Below are 13,746 nucleotides of genomic sequence, written 5' to 3' on the forward strand. Positions count from 1 at the left end.
CCGGCCGGAAACGGCGTTCCGCACACCGGAGCCCCGGGCGTCCGCGGGCCACCGCGGCCCGATCAGGGCCTAGACCCGGCTCCCGAGGAACTCATAGCTCCGCTCCCCGCCCGGCGCGCCGACGGCGGCGTCAGCGGCCTGCGTCCGGTACTCCCGTACCCGCTCCGGGCCCACCAGGCTCGGCAGCAGCAGCCCCCACAGGGCGGCCACCTTCCGCTGGAGCTCCTCGTACGACAGCCCGGTCCCGGCCAGCACCTCGATACCGCAGACGGCGGCCGCGACCAGCGCCTCGGCGCTCTCCCACCGGTCGGCGGCCGAACCGCCACCGCCGTCGGGCACGCCCGGGACCGGCCCCTCCAGCGGCAGTTCACCCACGTCCCTCGCCATCCGCAGCAGCTCGCACACCGCCTCCAGCCACGCCCCGTGGAAGTCGACCGCGGCCGGCTGGTGGCCGGCGCACTCCTTGGTGATCCGGAAGCTCGCCGGGATCGCCGGATCCTCGTGCAGCGTCCGCGCCAGCCAGTGCGTCGTGTCGATCAGCGCCTGCAAGGGCGAGGCTCCGCCCTCGCGCAGTCCCCGGACCGCCTCGTGCAGCAGGCCGCAACCGCGCTGCTGCACCGCGTCCGCGAGCTCGTCCTTCGAGGCGAAGTGAAAGTACAACGCCCCCTTCGTCACCCCCGCCGCACCGGCGATCTCACCGAGTGTGGCGTTGGCGTATCCGTTGCGGTGGAACAACTCGGCCCCGGCGAAGACCAACCGCCTGCGGGTCCGCTCCGACCTCTCCTGCACCGCTCCGTCTCCCTTTCGCCCCCGCTGCGTCCCTGCACCTACCGCTGACCGCCGCACCTGCGGCGGCCCGCGCGCGGGTCAGGCCCGTACGAGCCGGTCGGCCCGCGGGCCCGCCCCGGCGACCGTGGCCACCGCCGCCGCCTTGCCCACACCCTCCGGACCGGCCATCAGGATCGAGCGCTGCAGCCTGCGCAGCGCGGTGGACGGCTCGAGGCCCAGGTCCCGTACGAGCGTGGCGCGCAGCCGCTGGTACACGTCCAGCGCCTCGCCGCGCCGGCCGGAGCGGTGCAGGGCGAGCATGAACTGCCCGTGCAGGTTCTCGTGCGTGCGGTACCGGCTCACCAGCACCGTCAGCTCCGCCAGCAGCTCGCGGTGGCGGCCCAGCTTCAGATCGGCCTCGATGCGCTGGTCGAGCGCGCACAGCCGGGTCTCCTCCAGGCGCCGCGTCTCCATGTCCAGCTGCACACCGCCCTGTACGTCGGCGAAGGCCGGCCCCGACCACAGGGCGAGCGCCTCGCGCAGCCGCTGGGCGGCGACGGGGTAGTCGCCGGCGTCGATCGCCCGGTAACCCATGCCGGCCAGCCGGTCGAACTCCCGTACGTCGCTGGTGCCGCCGTCGCTGTTCAGCAGGTAGCCGCCGGGCAGCGTCACGAGCACGTCCTTCGCCGTCCGCTCCTCGTCCTCGTTCCCCTCCAGGGCGGTCGCGATGAGCGCGCGCAGCTGGAGGACGTAGGTCTGGAGGGTGGTACGGGCGCTGCGCGGGGGCACGGCCCCCCACAGCTCCTCGATCAGCGCCGACACCGGCACGACCTGATCGGCGTGGAGGGCCAGGAGCGCCAGGACCTGCCGGGGCTTGGGGGCGGTGGGAGTGATGGAGATCCCGTTCTCCCGCACGGCGAGTGCGCCCAGTACATCGATGTCCACGTCGTACTCCCCTGTCCTTTGGATGAGTCGCAAGAGTCAGTAGAAAACAGGCCGGACGGTTTGTCAATGCCCAACCAGTCAGACAGTTTTCGGCCTGGCGATATCGCGGCGCCGCCCAGAAATCTCCTCTGACCTGGGCTTTTGCGAGCAACTCACACACCCATGACAGCCCGGAGCTCTTCAGCCGCCTTGCTACAGAGGTCATATAACACCCAACAAGGCCTGAAAATCAAACCATTCAGTCTGTTTCTTGTCGGAAGAGTTCGGCTCCAGCCGCCACCTCGTCGGGGACGAGCCCCGGCAGTACCACCGTCCAGATGCGGGCCATCGCCTGACGGGGAGTCCACTCCGGTTCCACGATGCGCAACGCCCGCAGCCCGGCGGTGACGGCGACCGCCACCCGCGTCGCGTCCTGGGGCGAGACCCCGTCGGCGAGGAGCCCGGTCCGCTGCGCGGTGACCATCAGCTCCTCCACCCACAGACGGCACCGTCCGCGCAGGTCCACCCGGCTCTGGTGGGCGGCGTCCGCACCCAGTGCGAACCCGGCGCGGACGACGACGTCCCGGGCCAGCAGTTCCAGCAGCGCGTACGTCGCGTCGACGAGCACCTCCAGGGGGTCGCCGGCCCGCCCCGGTGCGCCTTCCGTCCGGGCGATCCGCAGCAGCGTGCGCGCCGCCCGGGCCTCCACCGCCCGGGCGAGGGCGGGCTTGCCGTCGAAGTGGAACTGGACCGCGCCGGAGGTCACTCCGGCCCGTTCGCTGATCGCGGCGATCGACGCGGCGGTGAAACCCTGCTCGGCGAACACCTCCGCGGCAGCGAGCACCAGCGACTCCCGCGTGCGTGCCGCACGCTCCTGCTTGACCATGAGGGGCTCCACACCGCAATCACCGCGTCCGCGGTTCGCCCCACACCGAGGGGGTACGAGATCCTGGGCCACAGTCGACGCCCGCACCGGAGCGCCACCGGACTCCCGACGGAGCCCCCCTCATGACGTTGTCTCGCGATACAGCCGAAACACAGACCGGAATGAAGGGGATCACGTTTCGTGCCTGGCGCGGAAAGCACTACGTGACCCTGGCCGAGCTCCTGGTCCGCCTGGGCAGCTTCGGCCTGCACCTGACCTGGCACGTCGCATTCGACGAGATCGTCGATCCTCGCTGCGTCGAGATGGAGAAGCGGTCTGCGGACGGCGGCATGGACACACTGACGCTGTTGTCGCTGACGACCCCCTTCCTCCAACTGATCGACGCCGAGGCAAGGGGGTCCGCCGAGGGCAGCGTGAGGGTCGTCCTGACCGAAGTGGACAGCTCCTTGTGGGACGTCAGGGCAGCGGACGAGCGCGTCCTCACCGAACTCCACCGCCACTTCCCGGACGCCACGGACCTCTGACCGGGGCGGATCGCCTTCGCTGCGGCGGCCGGGGACCCGACCCGCTGACCTCGATACACCGGTCCCGGCGTGCTGAGTACACATGACCACCCCGAGCATTAACGCCGTTAACGCCACTCCTCACGGACTATTGCCTGCCGACGCGATTCCCCGGGCTGCTCGTCTGTCGAGAGCGCCGATGGCTCGCTCTATCAGACGTCGTAGCCCTCGCCTCCAGCACCACCTCCACCAGACGGGCAGGCTCTGCCATGGCGTTTCGTCCTGGTGTTCCGGCCCTTCGGCCCCTTCGAGTCGGGCGCCGGCGGTGGGCCGGTGCGGGCGCCCGTCGCATGCTGATGCGCACGGACGCTGATCAAGTCCACCGACCTGCCGCTTCGGCTGCGACCTGGACCTGCTGAAGCAGACGCCCCCACATCCCATCGGCCGACCACAGCCCGTGGCATTCATGGACGGTCTTCCCCGGCCCGAACCATTCGGGCAGGCACGCCGGTGGTACCGCCACCTGCCGACGCCTGTTGCTGACCGGAAGGAACGGCCGCAGCCGTTCCCACTCGGTCTCACTAAGAATCACCCCACCCCATGCCCACCCAAGGGCGCCCCCCGAGCATTAACGGCGTTAACGCCACCCCGCACGGATCAACCTGCCAGTGACACGCCGCTCTCCTTCCCCGCCCCGAACAACCACGACCCAACCCCTCAAGCCCAGCGCACCCCCGAGCATTAATGCCGTTAACACCACCCCGCACGGACCCCACCTGCCAGACGGGCTGCCCCACCCTGCCGCCCTGAGCCCACGCCCCACACCAACCCCGCAGGCGGACCCCACCGGCCTCACGCCTTCCGCCCGACCCGCAGCCGGCCGCCGTCCACCCCGCCACCCTTAACGCCGTTAACACCCCCACAGCCGGCTCCCTCCACCGTGCAGCACCCCCGCATCGGTCCCCGAAGCCCGCTCCTCACGAAGAACAGCGGCAGCAGCACCGCAAACTCCCGCAGCCACCGCACCACCTGCCGGCCGCCTTCACCCCTCGGGTACCACCCACCCCAAAACCGCCCAACAGACCCCAGACTCCCACCCCATCAACCGGAAAAAGTACTTGTCGACTGGTTTTCTTTGACTCAATCCCACTAGATTGCCCCCGTATCACCAGACGCAAGCGCAGCAGGAGACACACACGTGGCGAGGGTCAGGCAGGAACGAGCCGAGCTCACCCGGCAGGCGATCCTCGACGGCGCGGCCGTCGCCTTCGACCGGTCCGGCTTCGACGGCACCAGCCTCAGCGACGTCGTCAAACACGCCGGAGTCACCAAGGGCGCCCTCTACTTCCACTTCCCGTCCAAGGAAGCCCTCGCCCGCACCCTGGTGGACGAACAGTTCCAGGTGTCCAAGGACGTCCCCGCCCTGGCAGACCCCGGCCTCCAGACGGTCATCGACCTCACCCACCAGATGGCGTTCGGGCTGCGCACCAACGTCCGCATCCGCGCCGGCATCCGCCTGGTCATCGAGTTCGGCTCCTTCACGAGCCCGGACCCGTCCCCGTACAACGCCTGGATCGAGACCTGCCGCAGCTGTCTGACACCGGCCCAGGAACGCGGCGACATCCTGCCCTCGCTCGACGTGTCCGACCTCTCGACGTTCCTCGTCGGCTCGTTCACCGGCATCCAGGTCACCTCGCACGTCCGTGCCGACCGCGAGGACCTGCACGCCCGGGTCGTCGACCTGTGGAACTACCTCCTCCCGGGAATCGTGCCCGCCCCGCGCATCCCCCTCTTCGACCCCGCGGGCTCGCCGGCCTGCCGCGCCGAACTCGCCCTCAGCGCCCCCGGGACACCCGCCCCGCTGTCCACTCCCCCACCCACCCCGGTCGGTTGACGGCACACACAGGGCGGCCTCCCACCCGCGAGGGGGAGGCCGCCCTGTGGCGTACCCGGGCGCCCCACCACACCCCCGTGCCACCCCACCACCCATTTCGTTAGCAAAACCCAAGCGTGGCGCTCACGCGCACCCAAGAACGTTAGTAAAGTCCCTCTCATGACTTCGCCCTCGTCCCAGAACGACCGAGAGAAGGTCGTCTCCAAACTCCCCCCGCGGCTCCGCCAGGAGTTGAAGATCCGCACCGCCCAGCTGCGGGTCGACATCCAGGACGCCGTCCACCAGGGCATCGCCCACTGGAGCGCCCTCGCCTCCGCCCCCTCCCCCGTCGACACCTCCGGCGCCGAGTCGTTCTCGACGTGGCTGCCGGCCGGCCAGTGGGAGTCCTTCCGCACCGCTTCCAAGGACCGCGGCGTCTCCCTCATCCAGGGCCTCGCCCAAGCCGTCCACCTCTGGCTGGAGATGAACCCGGCCCCCACCGTCCAGCGGCCCTCCGTCGTACGCCGCATCGTCGTCTGCAACCAGAAGGGCGGCGTCGGCAAGACCGCCATCACCGCCGGCACCGCGGAGGCCCTCGCCGAGGACCCCGCGAGCCTGCACCCGGTCCGCATCGCCCGCCAACTGGCCCGCCTCGCCACCCCCGTAGCCGGGGACCCGACGCCCACCACGCCCCTCGACCTGGAAGACCTCCCGGGTCTCGGCATGCGCGTGCTGCTCGTCGACTTCGACCCCCAGGGCCACCTCACCAAGCAGCTCGGCCAGCAGCCGCTCCCCATCGGCGGCGACAGCCTGACCTGTCACATGGCCGGCGAGGCCAAGGGGCCCCTCCAGGATCTGATCGTGCCCATCGAGCACGACCGGTTCGGGGACCGCCTCCACATCCTGCCCGCCTGCACGGACGCCTTCCTCCTGGACGTGCGCCTCTCCACCGTTCGCGCCCGCGAGGCCGCCCTCGAACGCGCCCTCGCCCCCGTCGAGTCCGACTACGACGTCATCCTCATCGACTGTCCGCCCAGCCTCGGCCTGAGCATGGACGCGGCGATCTACTACGGCCGCCGCCGTGACGCCGAACAGCCGGGCGCCTCCGGCGCGCTGATCGTCGTACAGGCGGAGGACTCCTCCGCGGACGCGTACGACCTCCTCACCTCGCAGATCAACGACCTCCGCGACGACCTCAGCCTGGACATCGACTACCTCGGCCTCGTCGTGAACCTCTACGACGGCCGCCGCGGCTACATCGCGACCAGCTCCCTCCAAGCCTGGATGGACATAAAGGATCCCCGGGTCGTGGCGATCGTCCCCGACCTCAAGGAACAGCGCGAGTCCGTCCGCCTCAAGCAGCCCCTCTTCGTCTATGCCCCCAACGGCGACCAGGCCGTCGCCCTGCGCGCCCTCGCCCGGGAGATCTCATGAGCAGCAAGGCCGACAAACTCGGAGTCTCGGCTTCCTTCGCACGGGCCCAGCCCGTCGGCGTCAGTTCCCGCCGCGCGGCCATCGCCGAGGCCACGGGCGCCCCGACCTCCGGGGTCGTCCCGCCCTCCGAGGTCCCCATCGACGCCCTCGCCCACAACCCGTTCAACCTCCGCGAAGACCTCACGGACCTCGACGAGCTCGCCCAGTCCCTCACCGTACGGGGCCAGCTGCAGCCCCTCGCGGTCGCGACCCGGCTCGCCTTCATGGAAGCCCACCCGGGCCAGACCGACGGCCTGGGCCGCGCCCCGTACGTGGTCATCGACGGGAACCGCCGGCTCGCGGCCGCCCAGCTCGCCGGCCTCAAGACGATGCACATCCACGTCAACGACGCCTTGTCCGCGTCGGCGGCCGACATCCTCGAATCGGCGCTCATCGCCAACGTCCACCGGGTCGACGTGGCCCCCATGGACCAGGCCCGCGCCCTCCAGGAGCTGGTCGAGGTCCACGGATCCCAGGCGCAGGTGGCCAAGCGGATCGGGAAGACGGCGGCCTGGGTCTCCCAGCGGCTGACCCTGCTGAACCTGACGCCCACCCTCCAGGAGAAGGTGGAGACGGGCGAGCTGAAGGTCGAACCCGCCCGCCGGATCGGCCGGCTCCCCCAGGAGGAGCAGGCCGCGGCAGCCGACGAGACCATTAACGCCGTTAACCCCCCGCGCCAGCGCACCCGTCCGGCGCCCCCGACCGTTAACGCCGTTAACGCCCCGACACCCACCCCCACCCCGGCCCCCGCCCCCACCCCCCGCATCACGATCTCCGCCCACTCCCCGGAGACCATCGCGGACGCCCTTACCGCCCACCTCACCCCGGACGACCTCAAGGCCGTCACGGAACTCCTGATGCAGCGCATCTGAGCTGTCGCACCCACGGCGGGGGCGCTGGCGGCATTAACGCCGTTAACGCCCCCACGTGCGTTCCGTGTGCGTTCAAGCGTGCGATTCACATAAGGTGCTGCTGGAGGTACCGATGAGCGAGATGAACGAACAGACCACCCTCTTCGCAGCGGTCGACGCCCTGCTCGAAGAAGCGGCCGCCCAGGACGGGCTCCCCCACCCTGACGAGCGCAAGCGCCTGCGCGAGGCCGCCGGCCTGAGCCAGGACCAGATCGCCAAGGCCCTCTCGGTCCGCCGCGAAACCGTCACCTCCTGGGAAACCGGCCGCACCGCTCCCCGTCCCCCCAAGCGCGCCGCGTACGCCCGCCTCCTCGAAGGCCTCGCCGCCCTCCACCCCCCGGCCACCGTTAACGCCGTTAACGCCGCACCCGCGCCAGCGACCCCCACCACCCCCACGACCGTTAACGCCGTTAACGCCACACCCCCGTCGCCCCCGCGAGCGACCCCCACTACCCCGACGACCGTTAACGCCGTTAACGCCACGCCCCCGCCGCCTCCCCCAGCCGCACCCACCATCCCCCACAGCGTTAACGCCGTTAACGCCCCGGCACCCACCCCCCAGCCCCCCTCCCCCGAAACCGTTAACGCCGTTAACGCCGTTAACGGTCAGCTGCCCACGCCCACCCCACCCACCTCCACCCAGAAGCCCCCCACCCGCCCCCGCCGGCCACAGCGCCCCGCCCCCGCCGCCCTGGAAGGCAACGGCCCCCTGGCCGTCCTCGACGGCACCGGCCGCGCCCACGCCGCAGGCGGCCTCCTCCTCCCCCACCCCACCGCCGACCTCCCCTCCCTCATCGCCTGGGCCCTGGGCCCCGACGCCGACCTCCGCGCCCCCCGCCTCCACCACAACGGCCGGGACGGCGACCCCCTCCTCGTCCTCACCGCCCCGGCCGCCGAGCGCCTCGGCCTCCCCCTCACCCTGGAAGACCGCCGCGCCCTGCGCCTCCCGGACAACCACCCCGTCATCAAGCAGCTCACCAAGGCCAAGTGGCAGCTCACCCGCCGCGGCTTCGGCCCCTGGGCCCGCATCTACCGCCCGGCCTCCCCCACCACCGGCCGCCAGTGCGTCCAGCTCGCCGTCCTCCCCTGGGGCGCCCTCGACCCCCGCGCCTGGGGCGAGGACACCGCCGACCTCCCCGCCCCCGAGCTCGCCGAACTGCTCACCACCTACGCCGCCCGCGTCCTCACCCCCCGCGGCTCCACCGCCGTCACCGGGCTGGAACTCATGACGGCCCTGCGCCCGCCCACCCGCGCCGCCCGCAACCCGGAGACGAACACCTGGGAGTCGGCCCCCGTACCCGGCTCCCTCACCCGCCCCGTCGACCCCGCGCCACCGGAGGCCCCCGACGAGCACCCGGTGGTCGCCGCCCTCTACCCCCGCGCCCACCAGCGGACCCCGGACGAGGTCCTCGACGAGGAGGCGTACGACTGGATCCGCGACCCGGAGCTCCTCACCGACGCCGAGTGCGCCCGCACCCACGCCGTCGGCATCGACGTGAACATGGCCTTCGCCGCCGCCGCGAACCGCCTCACCGTCGGCCTCGGCCCGGCCGTGCACACCACCGCCCCCCGCTTCGACCCGAAGCTCCCCGGATGCTGGCTCGCGGACCTCTCCTCCCTCTCCCTCGACCCCCGCCTCCCCAGCCCCTTCACCCCGCACGGCGGTCCCCCCACCGGCCCCGCCTGGTACGCGACCCCGACGCTCGCCTACGCCCAGGAGCTCGGCCACGACGTCCGGCCGACCGAGGCCTGGCTCCGCCCTGAGAACGGCCCCTACCTCGACGCCTGGTACACCCGCCTCCGCGACGCCTACCTGGCCACGATGGCGGACCTCGGCATCACCCCGTCCCTCACGGAATCCGAGTTCCTGACCGCCATGTCGACGTACAAGGCGAACGCCCCCCACACCACGACGGCGGTCCTCTCCGCCATCAAGTCCACGGTCAAGGGCGGCATCGGCAAGCTCCGCGAACGCCCCCAGGGCGCCGCCTACCGTCCCGGTGAAGCCTGGCCCGCCCTGGAGCGCCCCACCTGGCGCCCCGACATCCGCGCCGCCGTCATCTCCACGGCCCGCGTCAACATGCACCGCAAGATGCAGAAGCTCGCCACGCAAGCCGGCCTGTACCCCATCGCGGTCCTCTCCGACTGCGCGGTCTACCTCTCCGACGGCCCCAGCCCCCTGGACTTCCTCCCCCGCACTCCCGAGGGCAAGCCCCTCCCCGGCGGCTTCCGCCTCGGCGTCAGCCCCGGCATGGTCAAGCACGAGGGCACCCAGTCCCTCCTGTGGGCCGTCCAGCTCCTGGACCAGCACCTGAACCCGGCCCGCCACATCAAGGGCCACGACGCGGCAGCAGACGGCGAGTAACCGATGTCCGACATCTCAGACAGCCTCACCAAAGCGGACGAACTCCACTTCACCCGCCCCATCCCCAAATCCGCCGGCGCGCAGATGCGCTTCCTCGTCAAACAGCTCAAGTCGACGAAGGCCGTGGCCGCCACCCTGGGCATCTCCCAACGCACGGTCGAGCGCTACGTGAAGAACGAGATCAAGCAGCCCAAGCCCGCCCTGGCCGCCCGCCTGGAAGCCGAAGTACGGCGCCGCTGGCAGCCGCTGGTCCGCAAGCGCGCCCGCGAACAGGCCGCCCGCACCACGGGACTGGTCATCGAGACCCGCGCCCGCTTCGGCTTCACCGCGGCCCCCGGCACCACCGACGACGGCCGGATGCGCCGCATCACGCAGCACCTGCCCCCCGAGTACGCGCAGCGCCTCTTCGCGGCCCAGGAAACCGGAGCCACCGAAGCCCAGCTCCGCCACATCACGGCCGAAGCCCTCCAGGAGATCTACTTCAAGGACAACGGCGCCCGCGCCACGAGCCTCCTGGTCGAGTTCACCGACATCGACTACGTCGACTTCGCCTTCTGACCCGCGCCGTACGCGCCGTCACCGAAGAGCCGACCAACACAAAGCCACAGGAGCCCCCTCAGGGCCCTGAAACCCTTTGAGGGCCCCGGGAATATCCCCGGGGCCCTCAAAGGCTGTTGAAAGGCCCTCAGAAGCCCTTACGGGCCCCTCCTCAAGCCGCTCAGCCCACAGCGTGCAGTGTCCGCCGCCGCTTCGACTCCGCAGCCTTCTTCGCCGCGGCCTGAGCCGCCCGCTTCTTCCGCTGCTCCGCGAGCTGGTCCTGATACTCCGCCACCGCCTGGTGGTAACTGGCCACGTACCCACGCGCGTCCAGCCGCTCGTCGGCAGCCATCTCGTTCACCGCCGCGACGGCGTCCTCGAAAGAGTTGTACCCGGCCAGCATCGGGTTGATCTGGTACACCCCGTTCCTGACCTTCCGCACGAGCTTCGCCAGCTCCAGGCTGCGCAGAGCGGCGTTGACGCTCGGCCTGCTCAGCTCCAGCAGCCCGCCGATGGTGGCCTGGTCGATCAGGATCCGCCCGCCCGGCTCGCTCAGCGAACGCAGCTTCAGCAGCACACGGTACGCGGCGGGCGGAAGGTCCAGGTCGGAGAGAAGCCCGTCGGCGTTGACCGCAGCGAATCGCAAGGTGCTCACTGAGCTGTCCCTTCTTCCTTGCGCTGCGCCCGGCTCAGCCGGCGCGCAGCGCGCTCTTTGGACCGTTCGGCCCGCAGTTCCTCGATTGCCTGCCGCATGTGGTCCAGCGACGGGAACCGCACCAGATCGGGCAGGCTCGTGTCGCTGCGAATCTGCGAGATGGTGCTGTGCTGCTCCACCTTCACGAACTCACCCGCCGTCTCCGTACCCGGAATGAACTCGGCCACCCGGTAACTGTAGGGCGGGTTGAACTGGTACACACCCCGCCGCACCTTGAAGACGATCCCATGAGACATGACGGTGTGCAGTGCCTCCGACGTCTTTGTCCGACTGACGTCAAGGATCGTAGCCATCTCCTCCTGCGTAAGTGGAATCCGCCCACCCGCCCGCTGGCACGCGATCAGCAGCAGGATGAGCCTCAGGGGCAAGGCTTCCCTGAAGTACTGGGCAATCACCAGGAAGAACTCGAGGCTGTCCATCGAGAACGCGTTTGGCTGACTTTGCGTCCCGTAGAACTCCAGCGGCTTGCGCTCACCGTCCAGCGTGAGCTTCCGGCTGGGGTACCGCTTCGCCAGGCTGTCCAGATCCTTGACCGGAGCCAGCGGCTGACTCCACGCCGAGATCGCGTCATCAACGGGGAGATCAGGACGCGGCGCGCGCGACGGACTCGGCCGACGGCGCTGTGGCTCTGATGACACGAGGATGCTCTCCACTTCGTTGATCTGCAGAGAGAGTATGTCAACAAGGGTGACACTAATGTCACGCTCGTTGACGTTCGGCGTGTCTTGTGTCCCCCCAGGAGGGACACATCTCAGCCACGGCCCCTCTTCGGCCGCTCCCGGACACCCGAGCCCAACCCCTCCCACCCCCCGCTCAGTTCACCGACGTATCTCCACAAGAACGTCAGTCTCACCGACGTTTTGGGCGAAAAAGCGTCAGCCTCGCTGACGTTTTGCAGGAGTTCTGTCCCCCTAGCAGCGACACATCCCCCGAGTTATGTCCCTTCTGAGGGGACATAACTTTGCCCCCGCACCCCCTCTGACCTGCGGCAATGCATATCCGTACTCTCTATAGGCCGTCCCCTGCCGCGCTGCGCGCACTCAACGCCGTCCAGAACCCCCGCGCCGACGCCACTTCCTGACGTCGCAGCACCCCAGCCCACCGACCGACGCCCACCGGACACCGTGTCCGTAACCGCGCAGAATCTGACTGATTCCTATCTCTATCCCCACATCACTTTGAATCACGCCCTCATCGACCATTAACGCCGTTAACACCCTGCCCCCATTCCCAGGCAATCCTCGAGTCGACTTCGAACAAACCTCCGGACAGGACCAACCGAAGTCGCCTGCAAATCGGCGAACGGCATTGAGGAACAACTGGTGCAGCAGGTTCAGGCCACAGCCGATGCGGCGAGCAAGATGACCTGGGCAGTCTCAGTGGACTTGACCATCGTGCGCGCACCAGCACGCGGCGGACCCCCGGATGGACCCCGCTCCAGCACCAGGCGCATCAAGGGGGGACAGCACACCAGAACACCAGCACAGGACACCTAGGCAAAATCTGGTCGGCCGCCTCGATGTCGTGAACGAGGCAAGAGAGCCTCGGCCACTCGCGCGGCCGCTTCACCGCCAAGCTTCATCCCCCGCTGCCGCCGTAGTCATGTGGCTTGGCACAGGACGGGCAAGTGACGGCTCCAAGTTCTGCCATCGATCACCTGCACTCTTAGACAGCCGTCGCCCCGTGCTATGCGGGGCAATGAGCAGGGTCAATCTCAGCCAGGAGTTCGTGCAGCTGACGAGCCCCTCGGGCAACCCGGTCGTCAGCATCCTGCGACAGTTCCTCGCACAACCGGATCGCCTCATCCCGGTCCTGCGAGAAGATGCTGAACACATCGACGACTGCAGTGCGGATCCAGTCCCCCTGATTCGGATCAGCAACTGCCAGCGCAGACGAGACTGTCATCAGTCCCGCCCTGTCCTTTCGCCGAAGCAGCGCTTCCGCGGTCACCCGGGTGACAAAGGTGTCACCAGCGTCGAGCACGAGCTCCAGCAGTGACCCATAGGCCTCCTGCATCTCGGCAAACCCCGCCAGGCCATGACCGGCAGCTGCGCGATCACGGTAGTCGCGACTTCGCCCGAGTTCCCCGAGCGCCACGACAGCGGCACGCCGCAACTCCCTATCCACCTACCTGCCCCCTTGCCACCACTTCCAGGCAAAGTAGCACTGAGGCACCTTACGAGTGACCGCCAGGACAACTTCTAGCCCTCCCAGCATGGGCGGGCCTCCGAAACAAAGCGAGGCAACTGTCCGGAGCGAAGCCGAGGACCACCGGCCAAAGGCCGGCTCTGGCTTCGGAGTGGCCCCCTCCCCGAGCAAAGCGAGGGTGCTCCGCCCGAGCGGAGCGAGGGCGCTTCGGCCGGAGCGAAGCGGAGGCCTCCCGGCCGAAGGCCGGCTCTGGCCCGCGAAGCGGGCCCCGCCGAGCGCAGCGAGACGGTTCAGTTGGAGCGGATCTCCTCCGAGCGAAGCAAGGAGGTTCAGTCGGAGCGAAGCGGAGACTCAACCGAGTCGAAAGCCCCAGCCCTCGAAGCGGGCCATTCCCCGAGCGAAGCGAGGGCCTTCGGCCGGAGCGAAGCGGAGGCCTCCCGGCCGAAGGCCGGCTCTGGCCCGCGGAGCGGGCCCCGCCGAGCGCAGCGAAGCCGTCCCCGAGCGAAGCGAGGGGCAGTGGGCCGGAGCGAAGCGGAGGCCTCCCGGCCGAAGGCCGGCTCTGGCCCGCGGAGCGGGCCCCGCCGAGCGCAGCGAGGCGGCTTCGCTTCCCAAGCGCGCAGCGCTTGGGGTCCCGCTCCGCGGG

12 protein-coding genes are annotated in these 13,746 nt (G+C 69.9%); 6 read left to right on the forward strand and 6 right to left on the reverse strand.

Annotated features, from left to right (window positions below):
• Window positions 1-69 precede the first annotated feature (69 nt).
• The 3 genes from ACZ501_RS33175 to ACZ501_RS33185 form a co-directional block, all read right to left on the reverse strand.
• Window positions 70-789, reverse strand: coding sequence for a ScbR family autoregulator-binding transcription factor (locus ACZ501_RS33175; protein ID WP_468800284.1), 720 nt, complete (start codon window positions 787-789; stop codon window positions 70-72).
• 78 nt (window positions 790-867) lie between these two features.
• Window positions 868-1,713 carry an AfsR/SARP family transcriptional regulator gene (locus tag ACZ501_RS33180; protein ID WP_362457453.1) on the reverse strand — a complete coding sequence of 282 codons (846 nt, stop codon included), beginning with the start codon at window positions 1,711-1,713 and terminating at the stop codon, window positions 868-870.
• 238 nt (window positions 1,714-1,951) lie between these two features.
• Window positions 1,952-2,578: a ScbR family autoregulator-binding transcription factor gene (locus tag ACZ501_RS33185; protein ID WP_361603432.1), complete on the reverse strand. Its 627-nt coding sequence runs from the start codon at window positions 2,576-2,578 to the stop codon at window positions 1,952-1,954.
• Window positions 2,579-2,781: 203 nt separating this feature from the next.
• Here ACZ501_RS33185 and ACZ501_RS33190 point away from each other — a divergent pair, with 203 nt between their 5' ends.
• The 6 genes from ACZ501_RS33190 to tpg all read left to right on the forward strand — a co-directional run bounded on the left by ACZ501_RS33190 (window position 2,782) and on the right by tpg (window position 10,261).
• Window positions 2,782-3,102, forward strand: coding sequence for a hypothetical protein (locus ACZ501_RS33190; protein WP_361603429.1), 321 nt, complete (start codon window positions 2,782-2,784; stop codon window positions 3,100-3,102).
• A gap of 1,177 nt (window positions 3,103-4,279) precedes the next feature.
• Complete coding sequence (locus ACZ501_RS33195; protein WP_361603426.1) at window positions 4,280-4,975, forward strand: ScbR family autoregulator-binding transcription factor; 696 nt, start codon at window positions 4,280-4,282, stop codon at window positions 4,973-4,975.
• 159 nt (window positions 4,976-5,134) lie between these two features.
• A complete protein-coding gene (locus ACZ501_RS33200) occupies window positions 5,135-6,388 on the forward strand; it encodes a ParA family protein (RefSeq protein ID WP_361603422.1) in 1,254 nt (417 codons plus the stop codon).
• Window positions 6,385-7,299, forward strand: a complete 915-nt coding sequence (locus tag ACZ501_RS33205; protein WP_468800285.1) for a ParB/RepB/Spo0J family partition protein — start codon at window positions 6,385-6,387, stop codon at window positions 7,297-7,299. Before ACZ501_RS33200 ends, ACZ501_RS33205 begins: the two co-directional genes overlap by 4 nt.
• Before the next feature lie 121 nt (window positions 7,300-7,420).
• Window positions 7,421-9,703, forward strand: coding sequence for a telomere-associated protein Tap (tap, locus tag ACZ501_RS33210; RefSeq protein ID WP_468800290.1), 2,283 nt, complete (start codon window positions 7,421-7,423; stop codon window positions 9,701-9,703).
• A gap of 3 nt (window positions 9,704-9,706) precedes the next feature.
• Window positions 9,707-10,261 (forward strand): telomere-protecting terminal protein Tpg, encoded by a 555-nt coding sequence (tpg, locus tag ACZ501_RS33215; protein ID WP_361603416.1) that lies wholly within the window; start codon window positions 9,707-9,709, stop codon window positions 10,259-10,261.
• A 160-nt stretch (window positions 10,262-10,421) separates the two neighbouring features.
• Here the strand turns inward: tpg and ACZ501_RS33220 are convergent, their stop codons facing one another.
• The 3 genes from ACZ501_RS33220 to ACZ501_RS33230 form a co-directional block, all read right to left on the reverse strand.
• On the reverse strand, window positions 10,422-10,895 hold the full coding sequence (locus tag ACZ501_RS33220; protein ID WP_123996001.1) for a helix-turn-helix domain-containing protein: 474 nt from the start codon (window positions 10,893-10,895) through the stop codon (window positions 10,422-10,424).
• Entirely contained in the window at window positions 10,892-11,608 is a 717-nt protein-coding gene (locus ACZ501_RS33225) for a hypothetical protein (protein WP_323188313.1), read from the reverse strand. Before ACZ501_RS33225 ends, ACZ501_RS33220 begins: the two co-directional genes overlap by 4 nt.
• A 1,033-nt stretch (window positions 11,609-12,641) precedes the next feature.
• Entirely contained in the window at window positions 12,642-13,082 is a 441-nt protein-coding gene (locus tag ACZ501_RS33230) for a hypothetical protein (RefSeq protein ID WP_468800286.1), read from the reverse strand.
• Window positions 13,083-13,746: the final 664 nt, after the last annotated feature.

Source organism: Streptomyces sp. NPDC034085, from assembly GCF_055575555.1.